General features: G+C 58.9%; 16 protein-coding genes. 7 read left to right on the forward strand and 9 right to left on the reverse strand.

Annotated features, from left to right (window positions below):
* Nucleotides 1–20 precede the first annotated feature (20 nt).
* Nucleotides 21–839 (forward strand): methyltransferase, encoded by an 819-nt coding sequence (locus L8I05_RS18145; RefSeq protein ID WP_242170774.1) that lies wholly within the window; start codon nt 21–23, stop codon nt 837–839.
* 134 nt (nt 840–973) lie between these two features.
* Here L8I05_RS18145 and def read toward each other — a convergent pair whose 3' ends face one another.
* The 3 genes from def to L8I05_RS18160 all read right to left on the reverse strand — a co-directional run bounded on the left by def (nt 974) and on the right by L8I05_RS18160 (nt 2823).
* Complete coding sequence (gene def / locus L8I05_RS18150) at nt 974–1513, reverse strand: peptide deformylase (protein WP_242170776.1); 540 nt, start codon at nt 1511–1513, stop codon at nt 974–976.
* Between the two features lie 3 nt (nt 1514–1516).
* Nucleotides 1517–2467: a YihY/virulence factor BrkB family protein gene (locus tag L8I05_RS18155; RefSeq protein WP_242170778.1), complete on the reverse strand. Its 951-nt coding sequence runs from the start codon at nt 2465–2467 to the stop codon at nt 1517–1519.
* Between the two features lie 170 nt (nt 2468–2637).
* Nucleotides 2638–2823 (reverse strand): CsbD family protein, encoded by a 186-nt coding sequence (locus tag L8I05_RS18160; RefSeq protein WP_242170780.1) that lies wholly within the window; start codon nt 2821–2823, stop codon nt 2638–2640.
* 198 nt (nt 2824–3021) lie between these two features.
* Between L8I05_RS18160 and L8I05_RS18165 the strand changes: the two genes are divergently transcribed.
* On the forward strand, nt 3022–3399 hold the full coding sequence (locus L8I05_RS18165; protein ID WP_242170782.1) for a hypothetical protein: 378 nt from the start codon (nt 3022–3024) through the stop codon (nt 3397–3399).
* 167 nt (nt 3400–3566) lie between these two features.
* Here L8I05_RS18165 and fadD1 read toward each other — a convergent pair whose 3' ends face one another.
* Nucleotides 3567–5258, reverse strand: a complete 1692-nt coding sequence (gene fadD1 / locus L8I05_RS18170; RefSeq protein ID WP_159959348.1) for a long-chain-fatty-acid--CoA ligase FadD1 — start codon at nt 5256–5258, stop codon at nt 3567–3569.
* A gap of 384 nt (nt 5259–5642) precedes the next feature.
* Nucleotides 5643–7331, reverse strand: a complete 1689-nt coding sequence (fadD2, locus tag L8I05_RS18175) for a long-chain-fatty-acid--CoA ligase FadD2 (RefSeq protein ID WP_242170785.1) — start codon at nt 7329–7331, stop codon at nt 5643–5645.
* Nucleotides 7332–7550: 219 nt separating this feature from the next.
* On the opposite strand from fadD2, the gene L8I05_RS18180 reads away from it, so the two are divergent.
* Nucleotides 7551–8495, forward strand: a complete 945-nt coding sequence (locus L8I05_RS18180) for an alpha/beta hydrolase (RefSeq protein ID WP_159959352.1) — start codon at nt 7551–7553, stop codon at nt 8493–8495.
* A 60-nt stretch (nt 8496–8555) separates the two neighbouring features.
* A complete protein-coding gene (locus L8I05_RS18185; protein ID WP_003175719.1) occupies nt 8556–9026 on the forward strand; it encodes a MaoC family dehydratase in 471 nt (156 codons plus the stop codon).
* Nucleotides 9027–9163: 137 nt separating this feature from the next.
* On the opposite strand, the gene L8I05_RS18190 is transcribed toward L8I05_RS18185, so the two are convergent.
* Nucleotides 9164–9631, reverse strand: a complete 468-nt coding sequence (locus L8I05_RS18190) for a PA2169 family four-helix-bundle protein (RefSeq protein WP_242170787.1) — start codon at nt 9629–9631, stop codon at nt 9164–9166.
* Nucleotides 9632–9837: 206 nt separating this feature from the next.
* On the opposite strand from L8I05_RS18190, the gene L8I05_RS18195 reads away from it, so the two are divergent.
* Together L8I05_RS18195 and L8I05_RS18200 are read left to right on the forward strand one after the other, a co-directional pair.
* On the forward strand, nt 9838–10074 hold the full coding sequence (locus tag L8I05_RS18195) for a DUF3820 family protein (RefSeq protein ID WP_003213031.1): 237 nt from the start codon (nt 9838–9840) through the stop codon (nt 10072–10074).
* Nucleotides 10075–10085: 11 nt separating this feature from the next.
* On the forward strand, nt 10086–11261 hold the full coding sequence (locus tag L8I05_RS18200) for an aminotransferase class V-fold PLP-dependent enzyme (RefSeq protein ID WP_242170790.1): 1176 nt from the start codon (nt 10086–10088) through the stop codon (nt 11259–11261).
* A 210-nt stretch (nt 11262–11471) separates the two neighbouring features.
* On the opposite strand, the gene L8I05_RS18205 is transcribed toward L8I05_RS18200, so the two are convergent.
* Genes L8I05_RS18205 through zwf form a run of 3 tightly spaced genes read right to left on the reverse strand, consistent with a single transcriptional unit; the run spans nt 11472 to nt 14321 of the window.
* The gene (locus L8I05_RS18205; RefSeq protein WP_026067364.1) at nt 11472–12137 is read right to left on the reverse strand and encodes a bifunctional 4-hydroxy-2-oxoglutarate aldolase/2-dehydro-3-deoxy-phosphogluconate aldolase; all 666 of its coding nucleotides are present in this window, start codon (nt 12135–12137) and stop codon (nt 11472–11474) included.
* A 17-nt stretch (nt 12138–12154) separates the two neighbouring features.
* Nucleotides 12155–12868, reverse strand: coding sequence for a 6-phosphogluconolactonase (gene pgl, locus L8I05_RS18210; RefSeq protein WP_242170792.1), 714 nt, complete (start codon nt 12866–12868; stop codon nt 12155–12157).
* Nucleotides 12855–14321 carry a glucose-6-phosphate dehydrogenase gene (zwf, locus tag L8I05_RS18215; protein ID WP_122674464.1) on the reverse strand — a complete coding sequence of 489 codons (1467 nt, stop codon included), beginning with the start codon at nt 14319–14321 and terminating at the stop codon, nt 12855–12857. The genes pgl and zwf overlap by 14 nt, the downstream gene beginning before the upstream one ends.
* A 219-nt stretch (nt 14322–14540) precedes the next feature.
* Here zwf and L8I05_RS18220 point away from each other — a divergent pair, with 219 nt between their 5' ends.
* Nucleotides 14541–15401, forward strand: a complete 861-nt coding sequence (locus tag L8I05_RS18220) for a MurR/RpiR family transcriptional regulator (protein WP_170039859.1) — start codon at nt 14541–14543, stop codon at nt 15399–15401.
* Nucleotides 15402–15450 lie beyond the last annotated feature (49 nt).

A 15450-nucleotide genomic window follows, 5' to 3' on the forward strand; every position in this document is an offset into this window, starting at 1 on the left:
TGGCCTCTTACAGGATGATCATGAAAACGACGCTTGCAGCTCTGTCCCTCACCGCCCTCCTCGCGCCCACGTTCAGCCAGGCAGCCGATGCACCGATCAGCGCCAAGCAGTACGCCAGCGTGCTCGCCGGCAGTTGGCGCGACCCGGCCAACAGCGCGCGTGACGGCTATCGCCACCCGCAGCAGACGTTGGACTTCTTTGGTTTGAGCGCCAGGCAGACGGTGATCGAGATCACCCCGGGCGGCGGCTGGTACAGCGAAGTGCTGGCGCCGCTGCTCAAGGATCAAGGGCATTACATTGCCGCCGTGCAGGCCGCGAGCAGCAGCGCTTACGCCGCGACATCCGAACAGAACCTGAAAAAGAAATTCGCCGCCGACCCTGCGCGTTACGCCAAGGCTCAAGTGGTGGAGTTCGACCCCAAGGCTCCGGTGTTTGGCAAACCGGCTTCGGCCGACAGCGTGCTGACCTTCCGCAATGTGCATAACTGGGTTGACGCGGGCACCGCACCGGCCACCTTCAGCGCGTTCTACACGGTGCTCAAGCCAGGCGGGGTGCTGGGCGTGGAAGATCACCGCGCCAAGGACGGGGCGGATCTGCAAGCCATCAAGGACAGTGGTTACCTGACCACCGCGCAGGTGGTGAAGCTGGCGACGGACGCCGGGTTCAAGCTGGCGGGGCAAAGCGAGGTGAACGCCAACCCGAAGGACACCAAGGATTATCCGGGTGGGGTGTGGACGCTGCCGCCGGCGTTGAAGCTGGGCGAGCAGGACAAGGCCAAGTATTTGGCGATTGGGGAGTCGGATCGGATGACGTTGCGGTTTGTGAAACCGGCAAAATAGTCTGAGTTAACGCAGAACCCATGTGTGAGCTGGCTTGCCTGCGATAGCGGTGGGTCAGCCAACACAACTGTGACTGTTACACCGCGATCGCAGGCAAGCCAGCTCCCACAGGTTAATTCCAGTGTGCCTGGGGACTATGCGTCCGCGTTCGGATGCATGTCCGGAAACATCACTTCGATAAATCCGAACTTGCTGAAGTCGGTAATCCGCGACGGGTACAACCGGCCGATCAGGTGATCGCATTCATGCTGCACCACCCGCGCGTGGAAGCCTTCGGCGATGCGCACAATCGGTTCGCCCTTGGGATCGAAACCCTCGTAGCGAATCTGTTGATAACGGTCCACCGCGCCACGCAGGCCGGGCACGGACAGGCAGCCTTCATAACCTTCTTCCAGCACCGGGCTGAGCGGCGTGATCAACGGGTTGATCAGGATGGTCTGCGGCACCGGCGGCGCGTCCGGGTAGCGTTCACTGGCCTCAAAACCAAAGATCACCAGTTGCAGGTCAACACCGATTTGCGGTGCGGCCAGGCCGACGCCACCGACGTGTTCCATGGTTTGGAACATGTCATCAATCAATTGCCACAGCTCAGGGCTGTCGAACATCTCGGGCGGAACCGGGGGTGCAATGCGCAGCAGGCGCTCGTCGCCCATTTTCAGGATTTCACGGATCATCGATCAGACTTCGTCAGTTAAGGGCTTGGAGTGGTCCCGGCCGAGGCCTGAGACGTGCTGTTTTTCATCCGTATTCGAATGCTCATCAAACTCCTTTTCCCCTGGGTCTTTGCCTTCGGCCGACATGTGTTCGATCACAGCATTCATCTCCGCGCCCAGCAACAACACGGCAGCGGAAATATAGAAGTACAGGAGCAGGACGATGATCGCGCCGATACTGCCATACATGGCGTTGTAGTCGGCGAAGGTTTTGACGTAATAGCCAAAACCCAGGGAGGCGATGATCCACACCACCACGGCCAGTACCGAGCCTGGGGTGATGAAGCGGAATTTCTGTTCCACATCAGGCATCACGTAGTACATGAGGGCCACGGCGAACATCAGCAGAATCACGATCAGCGGCCAGCGCAGGATGGTCCATAAAGTGACCACGAATTCCTGCATGCCGATCTGCCCGGCGAGCCATTCCATCACTTGCGGGCCGAGCACCATCAACGCGGCAGCGGCCAACAGCATGCCAGCGATGCCGATGGTGTAGAACACCGACAACGGGAAGCGCTTCCAGATCGGCCGGCCTTCGACGACGTCATACGCGGCGTTCATCGCGCTCATCATCAGGCGTACACCGGCGGAGGCGGTCCACAACGCAATTACGATACCGACTGACAGCAAGCCCCCCTTGGATTGCTGCAACTGGTCGATCACCGGGTTGACCTGCTCCAGCGCCTGGGGCGGCAGCACCAGTTCCGACTGCATGCGCAGCCAGGTAAAGAAGTCCGGCAGATGCAGAAAACCGATCAGGGCAATAAGGAACAACAGGAAGGGAAACAACGAGAACAGCATCTGGTAGGCCAGTGCCGAGGCATAGGTAGGCATTTCGTCATCGACGAATTCCGTGACGGTGCGCACCAGCACTTTGTGCAGTGGCAAGCCTTGCAATACCGGAAAAATCATAGCGTCTCCTTTCGCCGCAAAAGGGTTGAGGTCGTGGGCGACTCAGGGGCCGTTTTCTACATCAAAAGTAGCCTACTTGGCGACTTTGAAACAATTACCAGATTTTAGTTGCAAGCTACGACATAAAAACGGCCATCCGTGGATGGCCGTTTGGCTGCGCGTTGGCAGGCTTACTTGGTCGCTTTCTTTACCGCGTCCTTGGTATCGCCTACTGCTTTTTCAACCTGGCCTTTCTTCTCTTGCAATACGCCTTCAGCGTGCAGCTTGTCGTTACCGGTGACTTTGCCAACACCTTGCTTGACGTTGCCAACGAGCTCGTCTTTCAAACCTTTTGCCTTATCCGATGTGCTGCTCATGGTATTTCTCCTGGAACAATCGAGGTTTTTGGTCATTACGTAGAGATTGACCCGAGGCGGTTCGGCAGAGTTTCAATTATTTTTCAGCGGGCATTTCATCGCCGCCTGCAGGTTTGGCTTTATGTTTTGCAGCCAACCCACGAGAATGCCCGGCACATTCAGGCTATAACGCTGAATAACAGATCCCGTAGGAAGGTTATGAAACTCAATAAAGCACAGGCCATTGCCCGCAGAAACCTGGAACTGGGCGGTGCCGTACTCGGCGTCAACAACTGCCATTTCACCGACCTGGACCGCAAGCGCAACATCTGGTGGTTCGACCTGCCGGTGGCCCGTATTGCCGTGGGCCAGTACGAGTGGATTCACCTGTTGATGCACGACGCCGAGTCCGACCAGTTGCTGCACTTGAAGGTGCCGACGGCCTATCTGCGTGAAAAACTCGAAGGCTTGGTGGTGCGTAATGCGGGCAAGCGCAAGCCGGAGATCACCCTGGAGTTGAGTGCGGACAAGGATTCGTTCCTGAAGGACGTGCGCCCGACGGGTGCCGGGGTGAGCTTCGCGCAGTTTGCCCTGTAACAACGCGATTAAAAAGGTGGGAGCTGGCTTGCCTGCGATAGCGGTGGGTCAGCTAAACCCGCTATGACTGATAGACCGCTATCGCAGGCAAGCCAGCTCCCACAGGGGACAGTGTTTCGCCGGCGACAGGCATTAAAAAACCCCGCAATCGCGGGGTTTTTTATGGGTTACTTTTTCAGGCCCAACTTCTTCAATTCTTCATCGCGCAACTCACGCCGCAGAATCTTGCCCACGTTGGTGGTCGGCAGCGCATCACGGAACTCAACGGCCTTGGGCACCTTGTAGCCGGTGACGTTGGCGCGCATGTGTTCCATCACCTGGTCCTTGGTCAGGGTTGCGCCTGGCTTGACCACGATGAAGAGCTTGATGTGCTCGCCGGATTTGTCATCCGGCACGCCGATGGCCGCACATTGCAGCACGCCCGGCAGGCCCGCCAGCACGTCTTCCAGTTCGTTGGGGTAAACGTTGAAACCGGAGACCAGAATCATGTCTTTCTTGCGGTCGACAATGCGCATGTAGCCGTCGGGCTGGATGATCGCGATGTCACCGGTCTTCAACCAGCCTTCGCTGTCGAGGATCTCGGCGGTGGCGTCTTCGCGCTGCCAGTAGCCTTTCATCACTTGCGGGCCTTTGACGCACAGCTCGCCGATCTCGCCCAGGGCCAGCTCGACGCCGTCATCGGTGATGACTTTGCACACGGTCGACGGCACCGGAATGCCGATCGTGCCGATCTGGATATTCTGGATCGGGTTGACCGTCGCCACCGGGCTGGTTTCGGTCATGCCGTAGCCTTCGCAGATGTTGCAGCCGGTCACGTCTTTCCAACGCTCGGCGGCTGCCAACTGCAATGCCATGCCGCCCGACAGCGTGACTTTCAGCGCGGAGAAGTCCAGCTTGCGGAAGCCTTCGTTGTTGCACAGCGCCACGAACAAGGTGTTCAAGCCGACAAAGCCGCTGAACTTCCACTTCGACAGTTCCTTGACCATCGCCGGCAAGTCGCGCGGGTTGCTGATCAGGATGTTGTGGTTGCCGATCAGCATCATCGCCATGCAATGAAAGGTGAAGGCATAGATGTGGTACAGCGGCAGCGGCGTGATCAGGATTTCGCAACCTTCATTGAGGTTGGAGCCCATCAGCGCCTTGCACTGCAGCATGTTGGCGACCAGGTTGCGGTGGGTGAGCATCGCGCCCTTGGCCACGCCGGTGGTGCCGCCGGTGTATTGCAGCACGGCGACATCGCCGCTGGCCGGGCTGGCATCGTTGACCGGTTGGCCGTGCCCCTTGGCCAGCACGTCGTTGAACTTGATCGCCTTGGGCAAGTGGTACGCCGGGACCATCTTCTTCACGTACTTGATGACGCTGTTGATCAGCAGGCGCTTGAACGGCGACAACAGGTCAGCGACTTCGGTGACGATCACGTGCTTGACGGCGGTCTTGGGCACGACTTTTTCAGCCAGGTGCGCCATGTTCGCCAGGCAAACCAGGGCCTTGGCCCCGGAATCATTGAATTGGTGTTCCATTTCCCGCGCGGTGTACAGCGGGTTGGTGTTGACCACGATCAGGCCCGCACGGATGGCGCCGAACACGGCAACCGGGTATTGCAGGACGTTGGGCAGTTGCACGGCGATTCGATCGCCAGGCTTCAAGTCGGTATGTTGTTGCAGGTAGGCGGCGAAGGCGCCGGACAATTCGTACAGTTCACCGTAGGTGATGGTTTTGCCCAGGTTGCTGAAAGCCGGTTTGTCGGCGAAGCGCTGGCAGGACTGTTTCAGTACCGCCTGAATATTCTGATACTCGTCTGGATTGATGTCTGCAGCAATCCCGGCGGGGTACTTATCCTTCCAAAAGTCTTCGTTCATGGAAGCCCACTCCTCAGCGACGCGAATTCATCATCGCATTTGATGCGATTATTATTGGTGTATGTTTTTTTAGGTGAGTCTGGCGCTTTCAAGCAGGCCGAGAAGTCACAAAGCGCGCCGAGAGTAGCAGCTTTGCCAAGGGCCGCCTAGAGCCAAAAGAGGGCCCTACAGTCATAATCATGACTGTCCTACAATATTTGGTCACACTTTAAACCAGGGTAAAATCCACCAGCAAAACGCTCTGGAATGGGCCTTACAGATCAACAAACAACAATGTGGGAGCTGGCTTGCCTGCGATTGCGGTGTGTCAGTCAATACATCCAGTGACTGGAACATCGCTATCGCAGGCAAGCCAGCTCCCACATTTTTTAAGCGCATTTCCTATCAGGCGATGTCGCGCAGCTCCCTGCGCAGAATCTTGCCCACCGGCGTCATCGGCAACGAATCACGCAACACAATGTGCTTGGGCACCTTGTAACCGGTGAAGTTGGTCTTGCAGTACGCCTTCAGCTCTTCAAGGCTCACACCTTGCGTGCGCGCTACCACAAACAACTTCACCGCTTCCCCGGTGCGCTCATCCGGCACGCCGATCACGGCGCAGTTGGCCACCGCCGGGTGCGCCATCACCACGTCTTCGATCTCGTTGGGGTACACGTTAAAACCCGAGACGATGATCAGGTCTTTCTTGCGATCGACAATGCTCACAAAGCCATCGGTGTCGATCACCGCGATGTCGCCGGTTTTCAGCCAGCCTTCGGCGTCCAGGGTCTCGGCAGTCGCGACCGGCTGCTGCCAGTAGCCCTTCATGACCTGCGGGCCTTTGATGCACAGCTCGCCGCGCTCGCCCAAGGGCAACTCACGCCCTTCATCATCGATGACTTTCATCGCGGTGCCCGGCACCGGAATACCGACGGTGCCCAACCGCGACTGGCTGCCGTACGGGTTGGTGCTGGCCACCGGCGAGGTTTCAGTCAGGCCGTAACCTTCGCCAATGGAGCAACCGGTCAGCGCCTTCCACCGCTCGGCCGTGGCCTTGATCAGCGCAGTGCCGCCGGAATTGGTGATCTTGAGGTGGGAAAAATCCAGGGTCTTGAAGTCCGGGTGGTCCATCAGCGCCACAAACAACGTGTTCAACCCCAGCAGGCAGGAGAACCGCCACTTTTTCAGCTCTTTGATAAAGCCGCCGATGTCGCGCGGGTTGGTGATCAGCACGTTGTGGTTGCCGGTGACCATCATGCACATGCAGTTCGCCGTGAAGGCATAGATGTGGTACAGCGGCAGCGGCGCGATCATCACCTCCTGCCCTTCTTTTACCAGCGGCTGGCCGTCGTCGCTGACCTGGGACATGCACGCCCGCGCCTGCTGCATATTGGCGACCAGGTTGCCGTGGGTGAGCATCGCGCCCTTGGCCAGGCCGGTGGTGCCGCCGGTGTATTGCAGCACGGCGATGTCGTCCAGTGTCACCGGATGCCGGGTCAGGCCCTGCCCCGCGCCCATGCGCAAGGCGCGTTTGAATGACACAGCACGTGGCAGGCTGTAGGCCGGGACCATCTTCTTGACTTTGTCGACCACGGTGTTGATCAGCCAGCCTTTGGCGGCGGGCATGAAGTCGCCCATCCTGGCTTCGATCAGGTAGTCGATCTCGGTGTCGGCGCACACTTCCTGCACCCGCGAACCGAACAGGTTGAGGTAGACCAGCGCACGAATGCCGGCGTCCTTGAATTGGTGGCGCATTTCGCGCGGGGTGTACAGCGGGTTGGTGTTGACCACGATCAGCCCGGCGCGCAGGGCGCCGAACACCGCAATCGGGTAATGCAGCACGTTGGGCATCTGCACCGCGATGCGCTCGCCCGGCTTGAGGTCGGTGTGCTGCTGCAGGTAACCGGCGAACGCCGCACTCTGGCGCTCAAGCTCGGCGTAGGTCAGGGTGATGCCCATGTTGCTGAACGCCGGACGGTCGGCAAAGGCCTTGCAGGACCGTTCGAAGACTTCGATCACCGACTTGTACGTGGTGAGGTCGATGTCATTGGGAACGCCCGCCGCGCGTTTGTCATTCCAGAAATCAGGTTGCATTATTCTTGTCCTCTTACCTGAGTGTGTCCGACCGCTGCGATTATAAAAACGCATCTATAAAAAGCGGAGCTTTGGGGACGTTAGCAGCTATGGCCAAACAGGCAAATACATCCAACTGTGTCATTTATTGTATGAATCTTGCCCCTAACGTGTAGGCAGATACACCAGCCCCTGGCAGATGAGCTATACACTGCAACGACCCTGAGCAAAGGAAGCGCCATGAACCACAGCACCTTCTGGCTGACCGCGAATGACCGCAGCCGCCTGTACGTCAATCAATGGCTGCCGGAAGGCCAGGCCAAGGCCATGATCATGTTGTCCCACGGCATGGCCGAGCACAGTGGCCGCTATGCGCGCCTGGCTGAAGCCCTGTGCGCAGCCGGCTACGGCCTGTACGCGCTGGACCAGCGCGGCCACGGCCGAACGGCTGACGAAGGGACGCTGGGGCTGTACGCCGAAAAAGATGGCTGGAACAAAGTGGTCGGCGACCTGGCCAGCCTCAACCAGCACATCGGCCAGCAGCAACCGGGGCTGCCGATCATTCTGCTGGGCCACAGCATGGGCAGCTACATCGCCCAGGCCTACCTGCTGCACCACAGCGCCAGCTTGAATGGCGCGATTCTCAGTGGCTCGAATTTCCAGCCGATTGCGCTGTACCGCGCCGCCGCGCTGATTGCGCGGATCGAACGCGCACGCCAGGGGCTGCGCGGGCGCAGTGCGCTGATCGACTTTTTGTCGTTCGGCTCGTTCAACAAGGCATTCAAACCCAATCGCACCGCGTTTGACTGGCTCAGCCGCGACCCGGATGAGGTCGACCACTACATCAACGACCCACTCTGCGGTTTCCGTTGCACCAACCAGCTGTGGGTCGACCTGCTGGGCGGCTTGCAGCAAATCAGTAAAGCGTCCAATCTCGCGCAGATCGACCCGGGCCTGCCGATTTTAGTAATGGGCGGGGAGTGTGATCCGGTGAGTGAAGGCAAGCGTCTCAAAAGCCTGGCCCACGCATTACGTGAGGCCGGCTGCCAGCACCTGCAATTGAATATCTACCCGCAAGCACGCCATGAAGTGTTCAACGAGACCAATCGTGATGAAGTCACCGCCGATGTACTGGCGTGGCTCGAGCAGGCTTTGACATTGCGCAGGCCGACTCGCTGCGAGTAATTTTTCGTTTAGAATCAGATAGTTAATTAATTACCGATTAGCCACAGGATGCACCTTTAGATGACTCAGGTTACCAACACCCCGTACGAAGCCCTCGAAGTCGGCCAGACCGCCAGCTACAGCAAGACCGTTGAGGAGCGCGATATCCAGTTGTTCGCCGCCATGTCCGGCGACCACAACCCGGTGCACCTGGATGCCGAGTACGCCAAGGCGACCATGTTCAAGGAGCGTATCGCCCACGGCATGTTCAGCGGCGCCCTGATCAGCGCGGCCGTTGCCTGCGAGTTGCCTGGGCCGGGCACTATCTATATCGGCCAGCAGATGAGCTTCCAGAAACCGGTAAAAATCGGCGACACGCTGACCGTGCGTCTGGAAATTCTCGAGAAGCTGCCGAAGTTTCGCGTGCGTATTGCCACACGTGTGTTCAACCAGCGCGACGAGTTGGTGGTGGATGGCGAGGCGGAAATTCTGGCGCCACGCAAGCAGCAAGTGGTGACACTGACTGAGTTGCCACCTATCAGCATCGGCTGATCTCAATACCGAAACTTGCAAAATACAAATGTGGGACCGGGCTTGCCCGCGATGACGGTCTGTCAGTCATACTTCTTGTCGACTGATCTACCGCTATCGCGGGCAAGCCCGCTCCCACAGGGATTACACGCCAGTAATCAAGAGTTGGCGCGAGCCTGGTTACGCAGGGCTTTCACCTGGTCGTGGTTGCGTTGTGCGCCGTGGAACTGACGCTCAACCAGGTCACGAATACCCAGCAGGTTGTGCTTGTTGATCTTCTCGATCGCTTCCTTGTAGGCCTTCAGTGCGTGGTCTTCACCGCGCTCGGCTTCGTTCAACACGGCCTCTTCATCTTTGCCGGTCACCAGCGACTTCACGTCAACCCAGCCACGGTGCAGCGCACCCGCAACCGAACCGGACTCTTCCGGATCGCCGCCCAGCGCTCTAACTGCAGTTTGCAGTTCGGCAGCTGCGGTAGCGCAGTCAGCGGAGCGTTTTACGAACAGGGCTTTCAGCTCTGGGTGCTTGATGTCTTCAGCACAGGTCGCGAAGCCTTTCTGGCCGTCTTTGCTGGTCTCGATCAGGTCGTTAAGTACGGAGATCGATTCTTTATTGATGTCAGTCATTTTTCAATTCCTTGTGCGGGTTAAGAAACTTACCCTAATGATTGCAGCCCCCGTGCCAGGTTTTGAAAAACAAACTATTCTTTATTTTTCAATGACTTATAAATTATTGAACCATCTGTATGTACGTTATTTGCATGATCTGTCATTTGGCCTTCATGCAGAATGCCTGTATTTTCGATGACATCTACTCATCTCACTGAAGCGCCATGAACCCCGAAAAACTCGAACTGCTGATCACCCGCGAAATGCCTTTCGGCAAATACAAGGGGCGGATCATCGCCGACCTGCCCGGCCCTTACCTGAATTGGTTTGCCCGTGAAGGTTTCCCCCACGGCGAGTTGGGCGGGTTGCTGGCGTTGATGCAGGAAATCGACCACAACGGCCTGTCCGAACTGCTGGAACCGCTGCGCGCCAAACACGGCAAACCCGCCCCTCGCCATTAAGAGCCCACGCCATGCCAAGGAATGCAGATAACGAAAATCACTGGCAAGCGATTGCCCAGCGCTATGAGCTGGAGCCCGGGCCAGTCAACCTGGAAAACGGCTATTTCGGGCGCATGAGCCGCGCGGTCCGCGCGCAGTACCTGGAGCATGTGGCGTTTATCAACCGCAGCAACTCGCTGTATGTGCGCCAGCGCTTTGAGCAGGGTGAAAATGTCGAGATCCGTCGCCAACTGGCGGCCCTGATCGATGCCGACCCCGAGGCGATCGCCTTCACCCGCAACGCCACCGAGGCTTTGCAATCACTCATCCGTAACTACAACTGCCTGCAACCCGGCGATCAGGTGCTGATCAGCGACCTGGAGTACGACACGGTCAAAGGCGCGATGCGCTGGTTGGCGGGCTATCGCGGTGTTGAGGTTATTGAGATTTCCCACACTCATCCGGCCAGTTTCGACAGCCTGCTACAGACCTACCGCGATACGTTCGCCCAGTACCCACGCCTCAAGCTGATGGCCCTGACCCATGTGACCCACCGCACAGGCTTGGTGATGCCCGTCGAGGCGATTGCCAAGGCCGCGCGCGAGCATGGCGTTGATGTGATCCTCGATGGCGCCCACGCCTTGGGCCAGATTGAATTCAACCTCGCGCAGCTGGGAATTCAGTTTGCCGGCTTCAACCTGCATAAATGGATCGGTGCGCCGCTGACGCTGGGCTTTTTGTACATCGCCCCGGAGCGCCTTGCGGATATCGACCCGGACATGGGCGAGTTTCACTACCCAGCCAGCGACGTACGCGCGCGCACGTCGTATAGCACGCCGAATTTTCCGGCACTGATGACCTTGCCGCTGGTGCTGGAAGAACATCGCGCCTTGGGTGGCTCGGCCGCCAAAGGCGCGCGGGTCAATTACCTGCGCAATCTGTGGGTGAGCCGGGTGCGGCAGTTGCCGGGAATAGAAGTACTCACGCCGGACGATCCACGCCTGTATTGCGGGATCACGGCGTTCAAGTTTGTCGGGCGGGATCAGCAGGTGATGGCGGAACGGTTGCTCGAGGATTACGGCTTGTTTACCACGACGCGCACGGGTGCGGCGTTTGGCACCTGTATTCGGGTGACGCCAGGGCTGGTGACGTCGGCGGCGGATATTGATGTGTTGGTCGACGCGATTACCGCACTGAACAACGATTAAAACTGTGGGAGCTGGCTTGCCTGCGATAGCGGTGTATCAGTAACTACCTCCCAGGCTGACCCACCGCCATCGCAGGCAAGCCAGCTCCCACACAAGCCCGTTCCCACCTTTGGATTTGTGGTTTTTTACAGGCAAAAAAAAAGCGGTACACCGACCAAGTGCACCGCAAAAATGCCGTTAAGCACAGCAACAACGATTCGATAAATCAGCTCAGTCCAGCAGCGCCAGCGCCTGTGCGGTAACTTCCTGAATGCGGGCCCAGTCGCCGTTCTTGACCCATTCCGGGTCGAGCATCCAGCTACCGCCCACGCACATCACGTTTTTCAACGCCATGTAGCTCTTGATGTTGGCCGGGCCAACGCCGCCGGTTGGGCAGAATTTGACTTCGCCGAACGGGCCGCCAAGGGCCTTGATCGCCGCGACGCCGCCGCTCACTTCCGCCGGGAACAGCTTGAAGCGGCGATAGCCCAGGCCATAGCCTTCCATGATGCCGGAGGCATTGCTGATGCCTGGCAGCAGGGGGATCGGGCTGTGCACCGAGGCTTCCAGCAGGTCGCGGGTAATGCCGGGGGTGACGATGAATTGCGAGCCGGCCACTTCGGCCGCTTCGAGCATGTGACGGTCGAGCACGGTGCCGGCACCGGTGCACAGTTCAGGGCGCTGCTCACGCAGGACCTGAATGGCCTTGAGGCCGAACTCGGAACGCAGGGTCACTTCCAATGCGGTCAAACCGCCCGCTGCCAGGGCATCGGCCAGCGGCAGGATGTCCTGTTCGCGAGCGATGGTGATGACCGGCAGGATCCGCGCCTTGGCGCAGAGGCTGTCGATCAGGGCAACTTTATCCGCCATGGACACGGTCGGTTGAGGGCTTTTCATAGCGGCTGATCCTTGGCTCATGGGCACCAGTAAATCTCTAAAGTAGGTTGCAAAAACGCGCGAATCGGCATGGCAGCAACGTCGTCACTGGCCAGCGCGGCGCTCAAGGTGGTCAATTTCGAGCTGCCGGAAATCGACAGCACGGTGTAGTGGGCCGTAGCCAGCAACGCGCGACTCATGGTCAGGCGCTGGTGCGGCACGGTCGGCGCCAGCATCGGCCAGCAACGGCGGGTGCCGTCGACCTTCAGTGCCTCGCCCAGGTTGGGGCTGTTGGGGAACAGCGATGCGGTGTGGCCGTCATCGCCCATGCCGAGTACCAGCACATCAATGGCGGGCAACTCTGCCAACTGGCGATCGGCCAGTTCGGCGGCGTCTTCAAGATTCGCGGCAACGTTGTAAAGGCTGAGGAACCTGGCTTTGGCGGCCGGGCCTTGCAGCAAGTACTTCTTCAACAGGCCGGCATTGCTGTCGGCGTGTTCCACCGGCACCCAGCGCTCGTCGGCGAGGGTGATGGTGACCCTGGACCAGTCCAGGCCTTGCTTGGCCAGGTTCTGGAAAAACGCCACGGGGCTACGGCCACCGGACACCACTAGGGTCGCTTCGCCACGTGCACTGATGGCCGCGCGCAGTTGCTCGGCCACGTCATTGGCCAGGCCGTCGGCCAGCAGCACAGGCGTGCGGTACTCATGGGCAGTGACGCCCTGAGGCAGTTTCAATTCAGATATCGCCATACCACGACCTCCCATCCCGCGTGATCAGTGCAATCGAGCTCATCGGCCCCCACGACCCGGCCGCGTACGGCTTGGGCGCATCACCGGATTTTTTCCACCCGGCGATCAACTGGTCACACCACTTCCACGCGGCTTCGATTTCATCTTTGCGAACAAACAGGTTCTGATTGCCGCGCATCACTTCCAGCAACAACCGCTCGTAGGCATCCGGGATGCGTGCGCTGCGGTAGGTGTCGGAAAAATTCAGTTGCAGCGGGCCACTGCGCAGCTGCATGCCTTTGTCCAGGCCCTGCTCCTTGGTCATCACACGCAAGGAAATACCTTCGTCCGGTTGCAGGCGGATGATCAGTTTGTTGCTGATCTGCAGGCGCTGCTCGGGGGCGAAGATGTAGTGGGACGGTTCCTTGAAGTGGATGACGATCTGCGACAGCTTTTGCGGCATGCGCTTGCCGGTCCGCAGGTAGAACGGCACCCCGGCCCAACGCCAGTTGCGAATATCGGCACGCAGGGCGACGAAGGTTTCGGTGTCGCTCTGGGTGTTGGAATTCTCTTCTTCCAGGTAACCCGGCACTGCCTTGCCGGCGCTGTAACCGGCGATGTACTGGCCACGCACCACTTGCGTGGTCAGGCCGTCCGGGCTTATCGGCGCCAGGGCCTTGAGCACCTTGACCTTCTCGTCACGGATGCTGTCGGCGGACAAGTCGGCCGGCGGGTCCATGGCGATCAGGCAAAGCAGCTGCAACAGGTGGTTCTGGATCATGTCGCGCAGCTGGCCGGCCTTGTCGAAGTAACCCCAACGGCCTTCGATACCGACCTGCTCGGCCACGGTGATTTCCACGTGGGAAATGTAATTCTGGTTCCACTGGGTTTCGAACAGGCTGTTGGCGAAACGCAGCGCAATAAGGTTCTGGACCGTCTCTTTGCCCAGGTAGTGGTCGATGCGGTAGGTGCGGTTTTCCGGGAAAAACTGCGCCACGGCGTCGTTGACCTTGCGCGAGGATTCCAGGTCCGAGCCAATCGGCTTTTCCAGCACGACGCGGGTGTTTTCCGCCAGGCCGACCTTGGACAGGTTCTCGCAGATCGCGCCGTACACCGCCGCCGGGGTGGCGAAGTAGGCAATCAGGCGTTGTTCGGTGCCGGCGATTTCAGCCAGGGCCACGTAGTCGTCGGCCTTCATGAAGTCGACATGTACATAGGTCAGGCGCGCCAGGAAACGCTGGGCGATGGCTTCGTCCAGTTCCTTGCCGACGTATTTACGCAGTTCTTTTTCGATATGCGCCAAGTGCTGCTGCTCGGAACCGGCTTCACGGGCCAGGGCCAGGATGCGCGTGTCGTCGTGCAGGAGCCCTGCGCCGTCGAGTTGATAGAGGGCAGGAAATAACTTGCGCAGCGCCAGATCACCCAACGCGCCAAACAGGGCAAAGGTGCAGGGTTCTACGGTTATCGAAGGCATGATGTTTGTTCTTTTATCAAGTTAAGCTACAAATACCTTTTTTCAAGGCATCACTCAAGGAAAAATGTAGTAATAACCACAACATTTTCCCAAAATATGCATTCCGAGTGGTGGTGTTCAGCTACCCTCAGTAGGATAGGCCACCGCAAAGGGCCACTCGTCGATTGGCTACCGCCCTTAATTTGCATCGTCGCCCGAAGGAAAGACTGAATGGACCGCGTGCGAAATCTTCTGGAACAAATCCGGAACCGCCTCGAAGAATTGAACAAGGCCGAGAAAAAAGTCGCCGAGGTCATCCTGCTCAACCCACAGCAGGCGACCCGCTTCTCTATCGCCGCCCTCGCCCAAGCCGCCTCGGTCAGTGAACCGACGGTCAACCGCTTCTGCCGTTCATTCGGCGTCAGTGGCTACCCTGAACTTAAATTGCAGCTGGCGCAAAGTTTGGCCAGTGGTGCGGCGTATGTCAGCCGTGCCGTGGAAGCCGATGATAACCCCGAGGCGTACACGCAGAAGATCTTCGGCAGCGCCATTGCCTCGCTGGACAGCGCCTGCCAGGCCCTGGACCCGGCCCTGATCAGCAAAGCCGTGGACCTGTTGATCCAGGCGCGGCAGATTCACTTCTTCGGCCTGGGCGCTTCGGCGCCGGTGGCCATGGATGCGCTGCACAAGTTCTTCCGCTTCAACCTGGCGGTCACCGCCCATGCCGACGTGCTGATGCAACGCATGATCGCGTCGGTGGCGCACACCGGCGAGCTGTTCGTGATTATTTCCTACACCGGGCGTACCCGCGAGCTGGTGGAAGTAGCGCGTATAGCGCGGGAAAACGGTGCGTCGGTGCTGGGCGTAACCGCGGAGAATTCGCCATTGGCCAAGGCCAGTACGGTGAGCTTGAACATTCCGTTGCCGGAAGACACCGACATCTACATGCCGATGACGTCGCGGATCATCCAGCTGACGGTGCTGGATGTGCTGGCCACCGGCATGACCTTGCGCCGTGGCGTGGATTTCCAGCCGCATTTGCGCAAGATCAAAGAGAGCTTGAATGACAGCCGGTATCCGGTTGGGGATGAGTTTAACTAGTTCCAGATCGTTCCCGCGCTCTGCGTGGGAATGCATCCTGTGACGCTCC

This window comes from Pseudomonas sp. MONT-RG-20F-20-E-7-02 (assembly GCF_022662395.1).
GTDB lineage: Bacteria > Pseudomonadota > Gammaproteobacteria > Pseudomonadales > Pseudomonadaceae > Aquipseudomonas.